We start from the raw sequence: 19,512 nt of genomic DNA, 5'->3' as shown, positions 1-19,512 counted from the left end.
TAGTGAATTTAAGAACAAGTTGATTGATGAGACACTTGCTACGTTCAAGATCGGTCGTTCCTTAAGCATGAAAGGGTGTCCTTATGATAACGCAGTTGCAGAAGCTACGTTTAAAATTATGAAGACGGAATTCATTAATCAGATGAACTTCCACAGTTTACATCACCTAGAATTGGAGCTATATGACTACGTAAATTGGTTCAACAAACATCGCATCCATGGAACCTTAGGCTATATGAGTCCAGTAGATTACAGAAGATTATCCCTTAAAAAAGCTGTCTGATTTAGTGTTGACAATCCAGTGTTACATTTTTTTGAAGGAGGACAAATCATGAAGCAACTAAATCTTAGTGCCATCATCTGTTCATTCCTTGTGGGGCTTTCTCTTGTTGTTAGCAGTGTCATTATTAGTCAATCCTCGGACAGAGAAGTAATGAAATACGGATCCAGACATAAACCGCTCTTGACGATCGAAGAGGCAGCTGAGTATTTACATATTCCTGAATCCAAAGTAAGAGCCATCATTTCAAGTGAAGAATTAATGTTAAGGAATGGTGTAGATACTAGTAGATTATTATTTCCGATCGTTAGGATTGGAACCGACAATTTTATTAGTACAGATGGGTTACAAGAATGGTTGAAGGAGCCTCTAAAACATCGATTGCAATATTAAAGAATATGCTTCGAAGAAGGAGGAACTTAGATGGCAGCGTAAACCGATAAAGTCAAAAAATGAAGAGTTGAGAGAACAACCCTGCGAGGCTAAGTCCGTCGGGCTCTGCGCTTTCGCTCCCTTAAATCACTTAGGCTTGTAGATACAAGAGCATTAGCTGAAAGTCCCGATTATTGGAGGTGTTTTTGGTGAAGGCTTGGGTAAAACGTCAAGATCCTAATAACAAATATGGAGCAAAATTTACGTTAGGGAACAGAGATGTTGAGTTGCCTGAAACAGCCATTATATCAGTAACACGTGGGGAACGATTTAATATTACACGTATGATCATTAACGGGATTGTGAATGAAATTGTAAAGAAGCAGCTTACAAAGAATGAGAATTTGTTATATGCAGAGCTTTCAGGTCAACTTCAAGGAGGGATCGGTCAGACCGTAACTGTATGGAAAGATGCTAGTTCAATGAATTATTTTAGAACGAATGGAGCACATAAATTTGCAAAGAAGTTTTTTTCATGGGTGTTTTATAGTGGTGAAGTTAGAGCATATTTTTTAACATGGAAAACCGGAAATAGAATCCCATTAGATATAGAAATAGAAGGGATAATAAAGAAATATGGCAAATTTTTTGACGGTGGAAAGCTTATAAGACATGCTCAGCAACCACCCGATAATTCCAGATGATAAAGTAGATCGACTCTGAAAGTGCAAAGGAGATACATATAAAAGTGACTTGGAGTTTGGATAGTGTTGTAGAAAGACATAAGGAAGCGCCCTATACGTTTTATGTACCTAGTGAATACGTGTTGAACAAGATTGAGATTGGCGAGTTGGTCAAGCTTATTTTTTTATGCGGGGAAGAAGATGCAGAATATTGTGGAGAGAGAATGTGGGTTGAAATCATCCATCGATCAGGTGATAAACTGATTGGAACATTACGGAATGAGCCGGTATCTATTAAGGATCTGGTTTTCGGTCAAGAAATCCATTTTAAAATTGAACATATTTGCGACACGATGCATCATGATCCTAGCGCTGTCAATTGGGATTATTATTTTGAGAAGAAGGTTGTTGTAACGAACGATGTACTGGAGCGAAATGAATTTAATTTTATGGTAAGGGACTTTCCTAATGAAGGCTCGGAATCGGATACGGGATGGAGTTTCTTTACGGGGTATGAAGAAGAAAACGATCCTGATGATATCAATAATTATCAATTTATTTCGATAGGGAAGGTATTGAATATAGATGATTCGATTCTAGCTTTTATAGATCGGGAGCCTCAATGTGCCTTTGAGAGGAATCTTGAGACGAAAGAGTTTTATGAGGTATTTGATTATGAGTGGGAAGAATAGATGAAAGGATTGCAAAAGATTGATGCATTCTTGCTCTAGTCTTTTTCCAAGAGACGAAATAGAGGATGTCACATGAATGTTATCGAAATAACATGGAGCGGGAGGGACGAGGGCAACATGGACGATCTTAAACAGTTACTAACTTATCTGCATTGGGATACTCCATCCGATAAACTTCAAGAAGCAAAGATTCAATTCAAAAAATTGAAGGATGAGGAGCTCAAAATTCTAGTTCAACCGATTGATAAAATGCATTGGGATCATGCTGCTAATGTAATAATAGAAATTGGTTATCCGCGAGTACATAAAATACTTCCTGATCTTTTAGAATGGCTTATGGATATAAATTGGCCGGGAGCTATAAGAATATCTGAATTTTTGGTCTCAATAAAAGAACCTTTGATACCGTCTATTAAAGAAGCGCTGAAAAGTGAAGATATGATTTGGAAGTATTGGATTATAGAGTGCGTATTAATAAAATGGTCAGTGGATTTAGTGGAACAAATAACTGATGAATTAATATTTGTAGCTTCAAAATTTGATGATGAAGAAGTGCATCTATCAGCATTGAAGTTGTTGGTTCAATATAAAATGTTAGAATCTAAAGAATCTTTGAATTTAATAGATAGTAAATTACAGGATATTCGAAACTGCGATATTTTTGATGAGCTTAATCAATTGAAAACGATGGTGCTAAATTGAAACTGCATGGATGAAAATCTTAGAGATAGGATGATCAATTAAGTGCTTAAGTTGCAACGAAAAAACACCTCCAAGGTTGACAATTATAAAAGATGAGGTGAAGTGAACTGGGGGAGAAAACAAGGGTAAAAGTTTACTACAGTCTGTTCGGAGATGATTTTGATGTAGACGAAGTGACAAGACGAATAGGGATAAATCCCAGATCTGTATCACTAAAAGGTGAAAGAATAAATGAAAATCGGACTAGAAAAGAAACATCGTGGACAATTAGTACTGATTATGAGGAATCACTAGATGTAAGTGGTCAATTAAATCAGATCATTATACAGCTTCGCGATAAGTGCGAAATAATTAATACAATTCAAAAAACGTTTCAAGCTACCAACAAGCTTTTTATCGTGATAATCATTGAGGAGGGAATGACTCCAGCATTATACTTAGATTCAGAACAGATTAAATTTGCAAACGATATTAATGCCGAGTTCGATATTGATATCTATGCTAATAATTCGGATTGGGATTGATCAGTCTAGAATAGGATATTGCAAAAGTTTTCAGAGCTATTCCGTTAGTTAAAGGAGAAAAAATGAAGAAAATCATCTTTATATTAATTGCTGCCTTGATTATTTCTAATGTTATTTGGGGGTACTTATACTTTAAGGTAGATCATCCTGCTGTCCATGTATATAACCTCAAAGGTACCGGAGAAATGTGGGACATTACGGATTACAAAATAATAGTCACTCCTAGTAATATATTGCGCGGACATGGAAAGTTAGCGTACAAAGGTGATCCAAAGAATTTTGAGAAGATTACTTATTATCAAATGAAATTTGAAGAATTGAATTTGGATGGGAATTATGACATCGTTTATATGACTGAAGCAAGTTCTAAAGAAGGGACTGTAGCTATTCCCGCCAATCTAAATGATATAGGTTCTATAACCAGAGAATATTCTTATAATGAACCAAAAAAGGATATACATAACTATAATAGCACTACGTTAACGATTACATGGAATGATAATGATGGTAAGCTTCACTCTGAATCCATACGTCTTTCCATTGAAAATGAGATTAATCTTGATTATACGACCCAGCCTAAGAGGTAAGCTATCTAGGGTTGATTCGCAACGGGGGGACGATATATGAAGCAATTGCCGACGATTGAATTAGAAAGATTGCTATTGCGACCGTTTCGTTTAGATGATGCGAAAATTGTTCAAGAATTAGCAGGTGATAAATATATTGCAGAGATGACGCTGTATATCCCGCATCCCTATGAGGATGGAATGGCAGAACAATGGATCGATACACATGCCGTTAATTTTGATGGAAATCGTTCACTCGAACTAGCAATTGTACATAAGGAAGATCAATATGTAATCGGAGCCATCTGTATTGGACTGAATCCCAAGTTTGAACATGGTGAATTGGCCTATTGGATAGGGAAAGCGCATAAGAACAACGGATATTGTACAGAGGCAGCGAAGGGAATTGTCAAATATGCATTTGAAGAAATGAATGTGAATCGAGTTTATGCACGTTTTTTAGGGAAAAACCCTGCATCGGGACGAGTAATGGAAAAGCTGGGTATGAAATACGAAGGAACACTGAGACAACATGTGAAAAAATGGGGTGAATATGAAGACCTCATTTATTACGGGCTTTTAAAGGATGAGTATCTTAATCAATGAAACTCTGCAATAGATTGAAATCTTAGAGATAAGGATGATCCTGTGATGGATATCCCGTTTATCTCGAGATAAGCATTTCGAATTGTTAAGAAAGACATGTCAAGTTTTCAACGTAAAAACACCTCCAAGCTTGACGCCCATATCTTACGATATAAGGGCATTTACTTGAAGGTGTTTTAATTTGTCTCACGTTACTTATTTTTTATTTGCACTAAAACTCTTGATATTGCCATCCATAAATTGATAAACATCAAAGTTCCGAAAATATTAGCCACAACTACATTATATCCTGTAAATAGGTTTTCAAAGCGAAATAATGGCGTGTTATAAATGGCTATGAATAAAGATATGATCATTGATAACAGAAACAGCTTTTTCTTGGTTATCATATAAATGCAATACAGGAACGTATAGTAAGCCCAAAATTGCGCGGCATACCATGCATGAGAGAGTCGAATGCCTGCTTTTGTATGTAGAGTTGTTGAAACCAGTACGAGTAATACAAGCAAAGCAATGAAAGGAGCAAATTTAACGAACTGCAAAAGCTTTATGATAAAGCTTTTTTTTGTGCTTGGATGAGTAACTTCATTTTGAATCATCTGGTTTGATAAATAATGAATGAAGAACATTAAACCCAGACTAATAGCCAACATCAAAAACATCATCATAATTATTCCTTCTTTTCTAATGTAATCAACTAAGATGTCGTAAGATTGAAAACATATTTTAACTTTTATTATTTTATTCTTTATTTAGTAATTTTCAAGTTTTTTTTAAGGAGAATGGTTCAGTCGAATACTCCGATTAGGTGGGATGCATTGAAGTATGTAATGAGTTTTCTGATTACAGGTTCTCTACTTGTATTGCTGTTTCTTTCATGCGATGATCCGGTTACCACGACAGCTTCTTATATTCACTACCTACGAGTATTCCGATATAAACAAGAGGGTGGAATTAGTCTCTGTAAAATATCCATCATAACCACAAAACAGTCATAATGATGTGAATGTCTGTTGTTTGCAATGCGATTGGCGAAATAACGTATTTGAATATGATTGGGAAGTATAGTTGAACATTTGGAGGTTAGAAAATGACAGATGTAACCTTTTACCGTGATGAAGCGCTCCCTTTCCTGGAAGCGAAGCGCTGTCATAAGAGTGACCTAGCATATCAGAAGCATTTTCACGAGGAGTATTCCATCGGTTTAATCGATGAAGGCGAAACGCAGGCATGGTGTGATGGCGACTTGTGGCGCGTTGAGAAGGGGAGAATAATCAGCTTTCCGCCGCTTATCCTACATGCCTGTCAGCCTGCGGAAGATGAAGAATGGAAATACAAAATGCTGTTCATTAAGCCGAGATGGTTCGCTCATCTTGAAATGCCTGATATTAATCGTCTTCAAATCCCATTCTTGCTCGAAACTGGGAGGAATAAAGCTTGCAGCATGCTGCTCAATCGCACCATGGAGGCACTGACTCGCAGTGCTACTCCACTAGAAATTGAAACATCGTTAATCGAACTGGTGCACAAGCTTGTAGATAAGCATGCATACGATCTGACGCTTGAGCCATATGGAATAATGGAAACGAAGTACGTCAATTTGATCAAGGAATATATCCATGCGCATTATACGGATCGGATCACGCTCGACACGTTGGAGCATGAAGCCGGGATCAGCAGATATCATCTTATCCGCATGTTCAAAAAAGGAACGCATTTGCCGCCTCATGCGTATCAAAATCTACTTCGTATCAATCATGCCAAGAAGGAACTGAAGAAACGGCGCTCTATTGCCGAAATTGCCGTAGATGCCGGCTACTATGATCAAAGCCATTTTATAAAAGCCTTTGCCAAAATAGTAGGGGCAACACCTCAAGCTTATGCTATCTCCGTTTAGATAAGCGCAATTTTTTACAATCGTAACCTCCTCTTATCCTGTAGATTGAACCTATAGATAAGAGGAGGTATCATTTGATGATAACAACGACTAATGTGGAGCAATTTTCTAAAACGATGAAATCCATTGCCCGTCGAGCTGATTTGAAGGCTTTTGTTGAACAGACACCCGCCATTTATCAGCTTTTGCAGCGCGCGGCAGCAAAGTATGTGACTGGGGAGAATCGCCAGGATGGCTTTGAGGTAGGACGAAAGCTAGCCGATAAAGGGTACGCTATATCGCTTGAATATATCGGTGAAAATACGACGGATATCCAAGACTGCGAACATGCGGCTCTGGAGCTTACGCTGCTTATTCATACGTTGGCTCAACATGGAATACCAGCTCGCGTATCGTTCGATCTATCTCACATCGGCTTATCGATAGATAGCGAATTGGCCTATAAGAATTTGACAGCAATGGCCGCACTAGCTCGACAGGCCGACGTCGAGCTGTTTGTCAGCATGGAGGAATCAGCTAAGACAGACGCCATACTTTCGATTTATACAAAAGCAGCAGCCGTATATGCGAACCTCGGCATCACGCTTCAGGCACAATTGAACCGTACGGCACAGGATTTGACCGATATCTCAGGACGGATTCGCATTGTGAAAGGTGCGTACCAAGAAACGGAGAAGATCGCCATGCCGCGTTCATCTGCCTTAAATGAGCGATATATACAGCTTATAGAGCAGGCCATCCGCAAAGGGCATCGTCTGTCGATCGCTACTCATGACGAGTCTATCATTGATCAAGTTATTAAGCGGGGATGGATCCATGAGCCGGGCGTTGAACTCGAGATGTTATATGGGATTCGGCCTGATTTGAGCAGTCGATTGAAGAAGGCAGGTTATCCTGTTCGGATTTATCTGACGTTTGGTCGTGAATGGTATTTGTATCTATGTCACCGGATTGCGGAATACCCGCCAAATGTATTTCAAGCAATTCTAGATATGACGGAGGCTGGAGCAGCCGATCCCGTACAGAATTATGAATAAATCCGTGTGTAGCTTCCACTGCATGTTAGCTACTATACATCCATACGAAATTTGAGAGTAGATAGAGTAATATTCAATAGGTGGAGATATACAAGTAAGTCGGAAGGCGGTATCTAACGATGCCGCCTTTTTTTGCATTTATTATAAATGAAATAACAGAAAAATAACTGAATTATGACGGAAGATTGTTGCCAATTCCTTTAATCTTGCATGTCAATTTGCGACGGTTTTTTATATGCTTAAACCCGAAGCATGAAAACCATCGATAAAGGAGACTTGGCATGATTGTAAACACAAGAATGAGGGATGCAAGAACGAGGGTTGCATCCCAGAACAGCTCTAACGAAGTGCCTGCAAACCGTCTTCCGATCGTTAGTTTGTTAGCGCTGGCTATGGCGGCCTTCATATGCATTCTGACGGAAAGCCTGCCGGCAGGTCTTTTGCCACAAATCGCACAAGATCTCCGGATCACGGAGTCACTTGCTGGACAGCTAGTTACGGTATATGCGATCGGTTCGCTGATTGCCGCCATTCCGTTAACAACGGCTACTCGTGGATGGAGACGCCGACCGCTGCTGCTGCTTTGTCTTATTGGTTTTCTTCTATTTAATTCGATAACTGCATGTTCTACTTCCTATGGTCTGACCCTTGTGGCTCGTTTCTTGGCTGGGGTATCAGCTGGCGTGTTATGGGGGATGACCGCGGGCTACGCCCGTCGCATGGTGCCTGATTCACAGAAGGGGAAAGCAATGGCCATAGCCATGGTTGGAACGCCATTAGCATTAGCGCTAGGTGTGCCTATCGGTACATTCTTAGGTACTCATATCGGATGGCGAATGATTTTCGGTTCCTATCTATATTGACCACCTTCTTACTTGTCTGGGTACAGTGGAGGCTGCCCGATTACGAAGGGGAACAAACTAGCAATCAACTTCCACTTTTCCAGATCTTCAAACTTCCTGGTGTGAGATCAACCCTGTTTCTTGTGTTCACTTGGGTGTTGGCACACAACATACTTTACACCTATATTGCTCCTTATCTAGCCGGAACTTTACTTGCCAATCGAACTGATCTGGTGTTGCTGGTGTTCGGCATTGATTCGGTGCTCGGCTTATGGATTGTAGGGATGCTGCTAGACCGTATTCTGAGAATGCTCGTGATCATCAGCCTTGCAGGATTCGCGTTGGCTTCGATCGCCATGGGCATTGGCAGCGAACAACCGATCGTTATTCTGTCAGCGGTTGCGGTGTGGGGACTTACGTTTGGAGGTGCGGCCACACTGCTGCAGACCGCAATTGCTCAAGCAGGGGGCGAAAGTTCTGATGTTGCTCAATCCATGCTTGTAACCGTGTGGAATCTTGCCATTGGTGGAGGAGGAGTGAGCGGTGCGCTCCTGCTTGAGTTGCTGGGGTCAAATTTTCTCCCAGGATCCCTGTTTATCCTCTTACTTCCTGCTCTAATTGTCGCTTGGTTGGTTCAAAGTCCCGCGTTCTGCAAAGAAAAAGCATAAAAATACGAAAACGAATACTGAAAAAGGAATCCGATATGAGGATTCCTTTTGTGTGTTCTGCCTCAGTTAAAATACCGATACTTACTACGCAAGCAAATTCGTCCCCTCAATTAGATTTTTATATGCAATAGGGGATGACATCACAATTAGGGTTGTATAGGTGCCATAAGGGTCGCACTTATTTTCAAACGCTTCTAAACCATGCGTGGAGTCTGTCAATACTTTTAATAAATAGTTGTGTTCGCCACTGATTCGATAACATTCCACGACTTCAAGAGCTGCACGGCAAAAATCTAAGAAGGCATAGCAATCCCTCGTTCGAAAAAGCATGTAGGCCGTACAAGCTTATGAATCAACAACTATGCCTGGAGAGGAATGAGGATATGCGCAGCATCGAGACAAATCATTTGCAGCCATTCGTAAATAATGTCATTGACCACACACTTTCGGAAAAAAGAATTGTGGGTACTGTGGTTCAAATCGCAAAGAAAGGAAATGTGGTATTCAGTAGGGCAGCAGGGCTTGCTGATCGAGAACAGCAGCGGGTGATGCAAGAAGACGCTTTATTTAGGTATGCATCGGTAACGAAACCAGTCGTTTCTGTAGCGGCTTTAGTCTTGATTTCACAGGGGAAATTACAGCTTAGCGATTTGGTGGAAACGTGGCTTCCGTATTTTCGTCCCATCTTGTCAAATGGGGGGCATGCTTCTATAACAGTTCATCAGTTGCTGACACATACGGCCGGGCTAACCTATCGGTTCTTTCAAGAGGATAACGGAACCTATGAATTAGCTGGTGTATCCGATGGGATGGACGCAGCAAGAATCACATTAGAGGAAAATCTGAGGAGGATCGCATCAGTGCCCCTTCTCTATGAACCAGGAACAATGTGGAGGTATTCGATAGCAACGGACGTACTGGGCGCTGTAATTGAAAAAGTGACGGGCATGCCTCTCAGTAAAGCCGTTCAAAGACTCGTTACACAACCGCTTGGTATGACTGATACGGCTTTTGTAGCTGTAGATGAAGCGAGACTTACAGCTGCTTACGCAGATCATCCAGAAGAGCCTCGGCGCTTACTCGAAATGGATGCCATACCTTTTGTGGAAGGGACAGCTGGTTTTCGGCTTGCCCCTAATCGGGCACTTGATAAGGCAGCGTATCCTTCCGGCGGGGCTGGTATGATTGGCAGTGCGGGAGATTTCCTGAAGCTGTTGGAAACATTGCGATTAGGCGGTGCACCTATCCTCCCACAAGCGCTGGTTGCTGAAATGACAACCAATCAAATTGGTGACCTGAATATGCCGTTTTGGCCTGGGAGAGGATTTGGGTTAGGTTTTACATTGCTGAAGGATCCGCTAATCGCGAACACGCCTGAATCACCAGGTTCGTGGAGGATGGGCGGTACGTACGGACATTCTTGGTTTGTTGATCTGATCCACAGGAAGAGCTAAGTGTTGTGGCCTTTACGAATACTGCACTGGAGGGGATGTTCGGTAGATTTACGACGGAAATCTGCGAGGCCGTCTATGCCGGTATTCAGCAGGAGAAAAATAATCAAGCTGATTAACGCATTGAACAAATAGTTATTTCTCTAAATAATTTTCAGTCATTCTACTTCCCGATTCGACACCTCGTGCTCCTATTCCACTAGATGTATAATCATGGAAAAAGCTGTGTAAATACACGACCCGACCTAAGAGGTAAGCTATCTAGGGTCGGGTTTATTTACAAAGGGGGACTATTAGTCGGAAGCTTAACTTTCCACTTATTAATGAGTGTGCTTTTGAATATCCTCCTGGTCACATGATGCGATGTAATGACTGGCGTTAGATATTTGATGTTGAAGCCGAAAAAAGATCATAAAATGTTCGAGTATTTACCAAACTATTCGATGAGAGTCTTTATCTAATAAAGATACGGAGGGGAAATATAAATTGAAATACGTAAATATATTTGCTGAGATTGTATCTATCATGCATCAGGATTATGCAGGGTATGAGGAAAAAAAAGGTTGGGATAATCCTGATTTTTTTACAAAAAAAATAGAGCGCCTTGAATCCAGTGAATTAATGACACCGCAACTGTTTGCTGAAATTGTGAATGAATACCTTATTAGTTTCCAAGATCGTCATATGTATTTTCACTTACATCATTCAGAAAAGGTAGAAGTTAAAACATGTGGTTTTTTTGTGAGGAATTACGAAGATACCTTATACGTAACAGAGGTTTATGAAGAGAACAGATTTGGAAAAGGGGCAAGAATTGTTTCTATTGACGGACAATCGATTTCTTCGATAAGAAAACAGCAATGTGCAATGCTTAGAGAATCTCATCCGGAGAGAGAGGAATGGGATGAAATCCTAAACAAAGCTAAGTATTTTGAGCTTATTAACGAAAATGAAGATGCAGTTAAACTGGAATTGAACTTATATCGACGAACTCCTAAAAAGTCAACTTATGATATTCGTTCTATTAACGAAGACACTTTATTGGTAACCCTTTCTGATTTTGGAGATACCGATCGTATCGTGAATCTAATTGAAAAGCATAAGGATGACCTCCTTGCAAGCAAAAATGTAATTGTTGATGTCCGACATAATAGTGGAGGGAATGCTCATGCTGGCAATTCTTTAGTGAGATATTTTTATAAAAAAGGAGAAAAGCCAAGTTCTGAACTGAAAGTACGAGAGTTTAATTGTTCTGACCGTAATGTGGAACTATTTCTAGAACAGGCCGAGCAATTTCGAAATTCAACAGATGATGAAGATACGCTGAAGATGGTAGAGTTTGCTGAAAATCAATTTAAAACCTATCGAAATCAAGGATTTGTTGCTTTTGATTTTTCAGAATTTATAGCTGACAGGGTAAACGAATTTGAAGGGGAAGATAACCCAGAAAATGTAATTATATTATCGGACTATTATTGTGCAAGTGCCGGAGAGGAATTTGTGGGGACTAGTAAAGGATCATCCAAAGTAACAATAGTAGGACGTGCTACTATGGGACTAAATGATTATAGCGACTTAGTTAGTATCAATTCGGACAATCAGTTTACTCTATATTATCCCATATCAAGACTTGAACAGAAAACCGAAGTACACCCAATACACGGAAAAGGAATTCAGCCAGATATCTATATCAAATGGACACCTAAACATATTGAAGAAGATATAGATTTACAGCAAGCCTTGAAATTAATTAATAGAAGCTAAGGGTTACGATAGACTTTCGAGTCACGTAAAATGCCTGAAAACATCATTATTTTGCCCTTCGAGCGACACTTTGCATATATATGATTAAGAGAGGAGGGACAACGTTGTATCTATCTGAGTTAGAAGAAGGAGAGGTATCCAAGGAGCTCGCACATCAGATTTTGTTTCAGGGAATACGAGATGATGACGCTAAGTGCGATTGTATTGTTGTGCCGTCTAGCAGAACGAGCAATAAATATAGAACGCCAGCTGCAGTGGAGCTGTTTTTCCAGGGACGTTCGTCTAGATTGCTCTTCTCAGGAGGATATAATGGGGAATTTATCGAGTCTGAATCCATGCGATCGTTTGCGATAGAAAAAGGTATCCCGGAGAATGCGATCATTATAGAGACGATTTCAACCAATACGAAGGAGAATGTGATTGAATCCTTAGCTGCATTGGATAATCATATCGGGCTGAATAATATGAAGCGAATTTTGATCTGCACAGCCTTTTATCACATGCGAAGATGTCATTTAACATTTTTAAGATATGCGCCTTCATGGTTTGAATATAGTTTTCATCCAGTATTAGATCAAACAACTAGGCCAGATAATTGGTGGAAGTATGAAAATGGAACGAAAAGAGTTCAAAAAGAAGTCAATGGATTGATACACTACGCGAAGCATGGGGATATTATGGACTTTAATCTTGATGAATTGAGATGAACGAAAGCTTTGATCCAGGTAGATTGTTTAGGCTAAAGGGACACGATAGTTGAATACGTTACATTGTTGAGCAGACTACCGCAGTCTGCTCATTTTATTATGCTGATGGGCAGGATAGTTTGAACGATCTTCAAAAATTGGCTCGTGGTCTGAGAGAGGCTAAAATCAGCTTCGTGGATAGTTATTTGAACACATATGTTTTTGAACAGCGGCAATCATCGCTCATAGAGTCAGCTTAAGAAATTCGTAAGAGTAATGTAAGAAAAAAGAAGATTACGTCCTGTAGGATATTGTTATGGGAGAGAGTGTGGAGAAAAGAGTATGGAGCATATAGTATGAACGATTCGATTGACCAAGGTTTTTCAAAGGTAGGAAGTGGTCTCGAATGTCAATATTGATATGAAGAAAAAGTATATTTGATATTTTTAATCCAATGGGAAGAAAGGAAGATAAACTTTGAACAACAATAAGAAGTTAGCTATGATTCTCCTGGCCGCTGCCAGTATCGGACTCGCCGGATGTACGAAAGAATCATCCGCCATTAGTACACCAAGTTCGTCCCAACAAAACTCTTCAATATCGACAAACACAAATGTAAATTCAGAAACATCGGACATTAGAAATGTCTCGAATACAGTAAAAGGGGATATTTCTCAAATAGACGTAAATAACATTCATTCCCTAAAAATTCAGAGTAACGCTGCTATCATTACTGTCATAGGCGACAAACAAATCAATCAAGCAGAATTGGAAGTATCCAAGGGCAATTCACAAGGAATGGATACCAACGTGACTACGTCGATCCAAGATGGAACATTACAGATTCTACTTAAAAATAAACTAAAGATTATAAATACGGAACCATTGCCATCTTTAACGATTCGTCTTCCTTATAAAGAATTCAAATCTCTTGAGATAGATAATGAAGTTGGCAACATATCCGTTGAGTCAGAATTGTCGGTCCAACACTTAAATGTGAGCAGCGGTACCGGCGACGTTACTGTAACGGATGTAATTGGTATGGAAAGCAGTAACATATCTACTGACGTTGGTAGCGTCGAATTCGCTCTGCCTGATCAACCAGCACCTCTATATGTAAATCTATCAACAAAAATAGGAACTATCGATAATCAGGTTGCTCTTGAAAAAGAAACAAATACCACAAAGATTGTAGCCGAAGAACTCCATGGATATGTTGGTAAGGCTCAATCCGAAAGTGCAACGCTCAACATTTTCACGCAGGTGGGTGAAATTACGTTCAAAAATTAAGTGTCATCATGTACCAGGCTCACCATAATCATCATCACGTGAATGAGAGTAAGAATATAGTTCATCAAGATTATAACATTATAACCTTCAATATGAGCCAAAAACTAGATTCAAAGTTCTTCGGCAAACGATATATGTTCTTGTCATTGGCTTTTGAGTAAAAGGGGATATTTCTCAAAAAGAGTAATTAACATTCATCCCCTAATGTAACGCTTCCAGCAGAGAGGGGAAACTTAAATCATGAATGCAAGAAAAAAAAGACTAGTCTCCACAGCGATTGCGGCTATTATGGCCGTATCCGTTCCCATGTCAGTCATGGCACAGGATGGAGCGAAACAAGCAGCACCTTGGTATCAAGATGGAGTACAGACACTCGTAACGAAGGGGATTGTTGACAAAGGGGTACAACAAAATCAAGAGATTTCTGTTAAAGATTTTATCCGCTATGCGGTAGTATCGCTTACCTATCAACATGGCATCGATCCGATGAAGGTTGCTTCCGAGAAAGGGTGGTTGAAGGAAGAAGAATTCACTTCCGTTGACGCTCCAATCAAACGCGGTGAGATGGCACGCATGATGGTGCGGGCACTCGGCAAGGAACAGGGAGAAACGAGCTTGGCCGAATATGCAACAAGCGCCAAGGCACTTGGGCTCATTCAAGGGAATGCAGATGGAAGCTTACACGAAGATCAGCCAGTGACTGTAGCTCAAGCGGCTGTTGTGCTTAAAAATTACAGAAATAAAATGCTATTAACGATGGACAACAGAGGTGTGTCACCAATTTCCGTGGAAGACTTCATGCGGAATCCGAGCAGCTTTGGGTACGAGCTTTCTCCAGATGGCAAGTATCTTTCTTATGCGGGTACTTGGGAGAACCGTTCCAATGTGTTTGTAGAAAAAATCGGAGAGAAAAGCAAGCCTATTCGTGTGACAAGCTCAAAAGATCGCGATATCGCCGGCTTCTTCTGGAAAGGCGATAACATTCTATATCGCAAAGATAAGGGCGGAGACGAGAATTTCCATGTATATTCGTCCACTTTTAATGGCAATAAGGAAGTGGATTTGACGCCTTACGATAAGGTCAGTGTTCAACTCGTGAGCGAATTATCTGGTGTGAAAGACGAAATTCTGATCTCGATGAATAAAGAAGATGCTGCCATCTTCGATGTATATAAATTGAATGTAAAGACAGGGGAAACGAAGCTGATCGCCAAAAACCCGGGGAACATTACGGCATGGGTAGCTGATCGCCAAGGCAAGATTCGACTCGCTTCTGAAAGCGACGGAGTCGTAAGTACACTGTTGTACCGCGATACGGAGGAAGAAGCGTTCAAACCGCTGGCTAGGTTACATTTTGGAGATACGATAAATCCGCTTGGTTTCTCGGCAGACGGTAAATCGATTTATGCGATCTCCAATAACGGTCGGGACAAGACGGCGCTCGTCAAGCTGAATGTAAAGGGTAAGGAAGAAGTTCTGTATCAGCATCCTGAAGTTGACGTGACTGGAGCATTTTACGACAAGAATCGAGATAAAATGCTGGCGGCTATCTATGTGACAGATAAAACGCATTTGAAGTTTTTCGATGATAAATTCGAGGCGTTGCACCGCAAGCTGCAGCAGAAGCTTGGCGTCAGTGAAAGTGAAATCGGGCTAAACGATTATAACGAGGATATGACGAGGCTGATCGTTAGTGTGTCGAATGACAAGACTTACGGGATGTATTATTTGTACGATAACGTATCCGGTGCGTTAACATTATTAGGTAATATGAGTCCGTGGCTTAAGCCAGATCAGATGGCTGATATGTATCCGATCTCTTACAAGAGCAGAGACGGATTAACGATTCACGGTTACTTAACATTACCGAAAAATAAAAAGCCTTAAAACCTGCCAATAATCGTCAATCCGCATGGTGGGCCTTGGATACGTGATATGTGGGGCTTCAGCCCGGATGTACAATTGCTCGCAAACCGCGGGTATGCCGTACTTCAAATGAATTTCCGTTCATCCATGGGATATGGGAAGTCCTTTATGGATGCAGGAAATAAACAATGGGGATTGAAAATCCAAGATGATATTACTGACGGAGTGAAGTGGGCGATTCAGCAAGGGATTGCTGATCCGAAACGAGTTGGAATTTATGGCATATCGTTTGGCGGATTCTCAGCCTTGACGGGCATTACGAAAACGCCGGAATTGTATGCTGCTGCTGTTGATCATGTAGGTATAACGAATATGTTCTCGCTCTTGGGAACGGTTCCACCGTATTGGGAGAACATGAGAAATCTCTATAACGAACGTGTCGGAAATGTCGAAAAGGACAAAGAAATGCTGAAGCAAGTTTCGCCGGTGTTCCACGTCGATAAGATCGTAACGCCATTATTCGTGGCTCAAGGGGCGAATGATCCGCGGGTGAAAAAAGCAGATTCCGACCAATTTGTCGAAGCACTCAAAAAACGGGGCGCGCAAGTGGAGTATATGGTCAAGGATAATGAAGGACATGGCTTCACTAACGAAGAGAACTTGATCGATTTCTTCAGTACAATGATCAAGTTTTTGGATAAATACTTGAAGCCGCAGAGCAAATAAGGTATCCATAGGCGAGGAGCATGGCGTAGCCATGAAGCTGAGGAGAGGAGGCTATAAGCGTATAGCAATTCGAGTTGCCGAACGAGGTGTTTATGTAGAACATACTTTGTCAGAACGCCGGAATCAATGGAGAGCGCCCGCAAGGTTGTGGGCGTCCTTTTTCTTTTTTTATGGGCATTTGCTCGAACGGAATTGCAGGTATTGCGCTAACGGAACACAGTAGAGAAGCAGAATGCTTTCGCTATGTGTCATATGACATGATGTTACTGGCGGATATGACATCGAGAGCCGTAGACTATCATGACTACTTGCAAAGGATGTGGGCTCTTTGATGACAAGAAACGTCGTCAGTTTTATTCAAAATGGCTATTTCCTGTTATTCACCTTCGTTACTGGGGTATTTTACTTTTTCTTTTATCTTGTTGCGCTTACGCTAGGATTCAGTCTTTCGTTTACCGTTGTAGGCATTCCTCTGATTACTCATGTTCTGCAAACGACGTCCACCTTTCTACAATTTGAACGCATACAGACCAAGATCTATACGGACGTTACCACAGCACTGTGTGTTAAACACATAAACACTGATACCTCCATCTGGCTCCACGCAAGGAGGGAGATGCTGAACCGGCGCAATTGGATCGCTATCTTCTGGTTGATGCTAAAGTTTCCGATAGGGATTGTAAGCCTCATCCTTACGGCCTTTCTTTATGTACTTCCACTCGCGATGATTGTCATTCCGTATTTGTTTCCGTTTATCAACATTTCCTTTATGGATGTTCCAATAGACAATTTTGCAAAATCTGTGCTGGTATCGGCCGTAGGCGTTGCATACATGATGGCGAGCAGTAGGCTTGCAGGCTGCTTGACACGAATGCTAGGTCACTACACCCGTCTTATGATGAATAGTGTGAACCGTTAGAAGGCATGCCTCGATTTTGCCTAAAAAGTATCGTAGGGTGGTGGTGTACTCTAAAATAGTTACGTAATGTTATACTGAAAGCTCTGAGGGGTTGATTCATAATGTTCGATATGGTGAAGCGGTGGTTCTGGTATGACTGGTTCATGCTCATGATCCGGTTGATTTGCGGTAGTTTTCTTTTTTTCACAATCGTTGAGCGAGCAGCTTATTTCACGTTGCCGCTATGGGGTCTTGTGATTTGGCAGATTGTCTCTTTTTCTGTTCCTTGGCTGTGCTTACAGCTCAATTATACATACTACTTGGTTACAGAGATCGTGATCTCGGGCGGATTGTGCTTGTATTTAGCTTCCTTCTTTCCGGAAGCTTATCTCTCGTTCTTGTTGTATGCATTTTTAATTGCCGCTAACAGCGGTCAAAGAGCCTATCTCTGGTCGGGGCCTATATCTGTTATACTCGTACCCGCCATTATTAAATTGCTTGAAGAGCAGAGTGATTTCTGGCTCATGATCACTCATATTGGAATAGCGTATGTGTTCGGTTTTTCCTTCCATTTATTGATGGTTAGTCATCGTCAAAGCGAGATTATCCGGGAGCAAAATGGGGTGTTGGAACAGTACTTATCGCAAGTCGAGCGTATCACTTTGGCTGAGGAACGAAGCCGGCTCTCCAAAGAGCTCCATGATACCGTTGGACATGCTTACACTTCCCTTATTATGGGGTTGGAAACCTTGCGGCCTGAGCTAGCGACCGAGACAGGAATGGAACGGCTAGATTCCATGTTGAACTTAGCCCGTCAAAATATGGAGGAAGTAAGAGGATATGTGCATCAAATTGAATCACCGCAGGAGGCGCTCCCGCTGATTCAGTATTTGCGGAAACTGGCCGAGGAGTTTCAGGAGCATGCGAAGGTAGCGGTTCGTTTTCAGACCTTTGGTGAGGAATATCCAGTAACGAAACAAGCGAAGACAGCGCTGTATCGCTGCTTGCAGGAATCGTTGACGAATGCTGTGCGTCATGGACGCGCGACAGAGATCACCGTGTCAATGAAGTTCGAGCCTCAGCAGACGAGGCTGGAAATTCAAGATAATGGTCATGGAATGGAACAAGTGCAGGATGGCTTCGGCTTAAACGCCATGAAAGAGCGAGCGTTGAATTTGCAAGGTCATGTTGCTGTCTATACCCAATCGGGTGAAGGCACCCTCGTTACCTGCACCTTGCCGCGGCAAATGAAGCTTAATGATGAAGTCATCCGCCTGTTAGTCGTCGATGATCAACCCTTTATTCGTGAAAGCTTGCGGACTCTTTTGGAGGAGCAGCAGGATTTGCAAGTTGTAGGGACAGCTGAGGATGGCGAACAAGCCATTGAGCTTTGCAAGCAGGTTCAACCTCAATTGGTTCTTATGGATGTGGACATGCCTAACATGGACGGGATCACCGCATCTCGTACCATGAAGCAAATGTGTCCTCAGATACGTATTCTGATTCTTACTACGTTCGAAGATACTAGACAAGCCCTGGAGGCATTGCAAAGCGGAGCTGACGGATATTTATTAAAATCCATCAAGCCGGCAGAACTTGCTGAGACGATACGCACGGTTTATCGTGGAGGCACCTTGATCGATCAAGAGATGTCACACAAATTGTTCGTACAACTGGAGGATAAGACCAGGGACGATACGTCGCCAACCCAGATGGGAGCTGCCTATGATTTAACCTCACGGGAGATTGAAATATTGCAGTTCGTATCGAAAGGTCTACGATATAAAACAATTGCTTCCAAATTGTATTTATCCGATGGTACAGTTAGAAACTATGCATCATCGGCCTATATGAAGTTGGGAGTTCGCAACCGGGAGGAAGCGGTGCAAAAGGCACTAGAGGCCGGGCTGTTGGAATAACCTTATCGCTCGGTGTAGAATGCCGCTGGACACGGCAATAACT

The 19,512-nt window shown here is 41.4% G+C and carries 17 protein-coding genes and 3 pseudogenes; 18 read left to right on the top strand and 2 right to left on the bottom strand.

All coding sequences use genetic code 11. The features are described 5' to 3' along the window. From BP95_RS0113730 to BP95_RS0113695, 8 genes are all read left to right on the top strand, one after another. Positions 1 to 283 (top strand): IS3 family transposase (locus tag BP95_RS0113730; RefSeq protein WP_028532477.1); only part of this gene is annotated, 283 nt, incomplete at its 5' end. Positions 284 to 331: 48 nt separating this feature from the next. Beyond that, positions 332 to 673, top strand: coding sequence for a helix-turn-helix domain-containing protein (locus BP95_RS0113725; RefSeq protein ID WP_021256052.1), 342 nt, complete (start codon positions 332 to 334; stop codon positions 671 to 673). Positions 674 to 861: 188 nt separating this feature from the next. Continuing rightward, positions 862 to 1,356 carry a hypothetical protein gene (locus BP95_RS0113720; protein WP_028532476.1) on the top strand — a complete coding sequence of 165 codons (495 nt, stop codon included), beginning with the start codon at positions 862 to 864 and terminating at the stop codon, positions 1,354 to 1,356. A 44-nt stretch (positions 1,357 to 1,400) separates the two neighbouring features. Beyond that, the gene (locus BP95_RS0113715; RefSeq protein ID WP_028532475.1) at positions 1,401 to 2,027 is read left to right on the top strand and encodes an immunity protein Imm33 domain-containing protein; all 627 of its coding nucleotides are present in this window, start codon (positions 1,401 to 1,403) and stop codon (positions 2,025 to 2,027) included. A 117-nt stretch (positions 2,028 to 2,144) separates the two neighbouring features. Further along, a complete protein-coding gene (locus BP95_RS31945; protein ID WP_021256049.1) occupies positions 2,145 to 2,729 on the top strand; it encodes a DUF5071 domain-containing protein in 585 nt (194 codons plus the stop codon). A gap of 107 nt (positions 2,730 to 2,836) precedes the next feature. Then, positions 2,837 to 3,253: a DUF4279 domain-containing protein gene (locus BP95_RS0113705; RefSeq protein ID WP_028532473.1), complete on the top strand. Its 417-nt coding sequence runs from the start codon at positions 2,837 to 2,839 to the stop codon at positions 3,251 to 3,253. 62 nt (positions 3,254 to 3,315) lie between these two features. Then, positions 3,316 to 3,840, top strand: a complete 525-nt coding sequence (locus BP95_RS0113700) for a hypothetical protein (protein ID WP_028532472.1) — start codon at positions 3,316 to 3,318, stop codon at positions 3,838 to 3,840. 36 nt (positions 3,841 to 3,876) lie between these two features. Further along, positions 3,877 to 4,425, top strand: a complete 549-nt coding sequence (locus BP95_RS0113695; protein WP_028532471.1) for a GNAT family N-acetyltransferase — start codon at positions 3,877 to 3,879, stop codon at positions 4,423 to 4,425. A 191-nt stretch (positions 4,426 to 4,616) separates the two neighbouring features. Here BP95_RS0113695 and BP95_RS0113690 read toward each other — a convergent pair whose 3' ends face one another. Next, the gene (locus BP95_RS0113690; RefSeq protein WP_028532470.1) at positions 4,617 to 5,090 is read right to left on the bottom strand and encodes a hypothetical protein; all 474 of its coding nucleotides are present in this window, start codon (positions 5,088 to 5,090) and stop codon (positions 4,617 to 4,619) included. Between the two features lie 425 nt (positions 5,091 to 5,515). Here BP95_RS0113690 and BP95_RS0113685 point away from each other — a divergent pair, with 425 nt between their 5' ends. From BP95_RS0113685 to BP95_RS30360, 3 genes and pseudogenes are all read left to right on the top strand, one after another. Next, a complete protein-coding gene (locus BP95_RS0113685; protein ID WP_021256044.1) occupies positions 5,516 to 6,322 on the top strand; it encodes an AraC family transcriptional regulator in 807 nt (268 codons plus the stop codon). A 77-nt stretch (positions 6,323 to 6,399) separates the two neighbouring features. After that, a complete protein-coding gene (locus tag BP95_RS0113680) occupies positions 6,400 to 7,359 on the top strand; it encodes a proline dehydrogenase family protein (protein ID WP_028532469.1) in 960 nt (319 codons plus the stop codon). 299 nt (positions 7,360 to 7,658) lie between these two features. Beyond that, positions 7,659 to 8,869, top strand: a pseudogene (locus BP95_RS30360) (MFS transporter). Positions 8,870 to 8,953: 84 nt separating this feature from the next. Here the strand turns inward: BP95_RS30360 and BP95_RS32510 are convergent. Beyond that, a pseudogene (locus BP95_RS32510) lies at positions 8,954 to 9,205 on the bottom strand (Lrp/AsnC ligand binding domain-containing protein); the annotation flags it as partial. Between the two features lie 47 nt (positions 9,206 to 9,252). Between BP95_RS32510 and BP95_RS30355 the strand changes: the two are divergent. From BP95_RS30355 to BP95_RS0113640, 7 genes and pseudogenes are all read left to right on the top strand, one after another. Continuing rightward, on the top strand, positions 9,253 to 10,323 hold the full coding sequence (locus BP95_RS30355; RefSeq protein ID WP_021256040.1) for a serine hydrolase domain-containing protein: 1,071 nt from the start codon (positions 9,253 to 9,255) through the stop codon (positions 10,321 to 10,323). 483 nt (positions 10,324 to 10,806) lie between these two features. Further along, positions 10,807 to 12,084, top strand: coding sequence for a S41 family peptidase (locus BP95_RS0113665; protein ID WP_028532468.1), 1,278 nt, complete (start codon positions 10,807 to 10,809; stop codon positions 12,082 to 12,084). Positions 12,085 to 12,188: 104 nt separating this feature from the next. After that, positions 12,189 to 12,791, top strand: a complete 603-nt coding sequence (locus BP95_RS0113660) for a YdcF family protein (RefSeq protein WP_028532467.1) — start codon at positions 12,189 to 12,191, stop codon at positions 12,789 to 12,791. Positions 12,792 to 13,247: 456 nt separating this feature from the next. After that, a complete protein-coding gene (locus BP95_RS0113655; protein ID WP_028532466.1) occupies positions 13,248 to 14,060 on the top strand; it encodes a DUF4097 family beta strand repeat-containing protein in 813 nt (270 codons plus the stop codon). Between the two features lie 240 nt (positions 14,061 to 14,300). After that, positions 14,301 to 16,652, top strand: a pseudogene (locus BP95_RS30350) (prolyl oligopeptidase family serine peptidase). A 331-nt stretch (positions 16,653 to 16,983) separates the two neighbouring features. Then, positions 16,984 to 17,571, top strand: a complete 588-nt coding sequence (locus BP95_RS0113645) for a sensor domain-containing protein (RefSeq protein WP_021256030.1) — start codon at positions 16,984 to 16,986, stop codon at positions 17,569 to 17,571. A 101-nt stretch (positions 17,572 to 17,672) separates the two neighbouring features. After that, positions 17,673 to 19,469: a helix-turn-helix transcriptional regulator gene (locus tag BP95_RS0113640; RefSeq protein WP_021256029.1), complete on the top strand. Its 1,797-nt coding sequence runs from the start codon at positions 17,673 to 17,675 to the stop codon at positions 19,467 to 19,469. Positions 19,470 to 19,512: the final 43 nt, after the last annotated feature.

It is taken from the genome of Paenibacillus sp. UNC217MF (assembly GCF_000686865.1).
Taxonomy (GTDB): domain Bacteria; phylum Bacillota; class Bacilli; order Paenibacillales; family Paenibacillaceae; genus Paenibacillus_B; species Paenibacillus_B suaedae.
The sequence above is the reverse complement of the archived record's forward strand: the minus strand, read 5'-3'. Positions and strand labels throughout refer to the sequence as shown.

Excerpts from the sequence above, each read along its gene's own strand:
- BP95_RS0113725 (WP_021256052.1), top strand. The coding sequence starts at position 332 with ATGAAGCAACTAAATCTTAGTGCCATCATCTGTTCATTCCTTGTGGGG.
- BP95_RS31945 (WP_021256049.1), top strand. The coding sequence starts at position 2,145 with ATGGACGATCTTAAACAGTTACTAACTTATCTGCATTGGGATACTCCA.
- BP95_RS0113700 (WP_028532472.1), top strand. The coding sequence starts at position 3,316 with ATGAAGAAAATCATCTTTATATTAATTGCTGCCTTGATTATTTCTAAT.
- BP95_RS0113695 (WP_028532471.1), top strand. The coding sequence starts at position 3,877 with ATGAAGCAATTGCCGACGATTGAATTAGAAAGATTGCTATTGCGACCG.
- BP95_RS0113690 (WP_028532470.1), bottom strand. The coding sequence starts at position 5,090 with ATGATGTTTTTGATGTTGGCTATTAGTCTGGGTTTAATGTTCTTCATT.
- BP95_RS0113685 (WP_021256044.1), top strand. The coding sequence starts at position 5,516 with ATGACAGATGTAACCTTTTACCGTGATGAAGCGCTCCCTTTCCTGGAA.
- BP95_RS0113680 (WP_028532469.1), top strand. The coding sequence starts at position 6,400 with ATGATAACAACGACTAATGTGGAGCAATTTTCTAAAACGATGAAATCC.
- BP95_RS30355 (WP_021256040.1), top strand. The coding sequence starts at position 9,253 with ATGCGCAGCATCGAGACAAATCATTTGCAGCCATTCGTAAATAATGTC.
- BP95_RS0113645 (WP_021256030.1), top strand. The coding sequence starts at position 16,984 with ATGACAAGAAACGTCGTCAGTTTTATTCAAAATGGCTATTTCCTGTTA.
- BP95_RS0113640 (WP_021256029.1), top strand. The coding sequence starts at position 17,673 with ATGTTCGATATGGTGAAGCGGTGGTTCTGGTATGACTGGTTCATGCTC.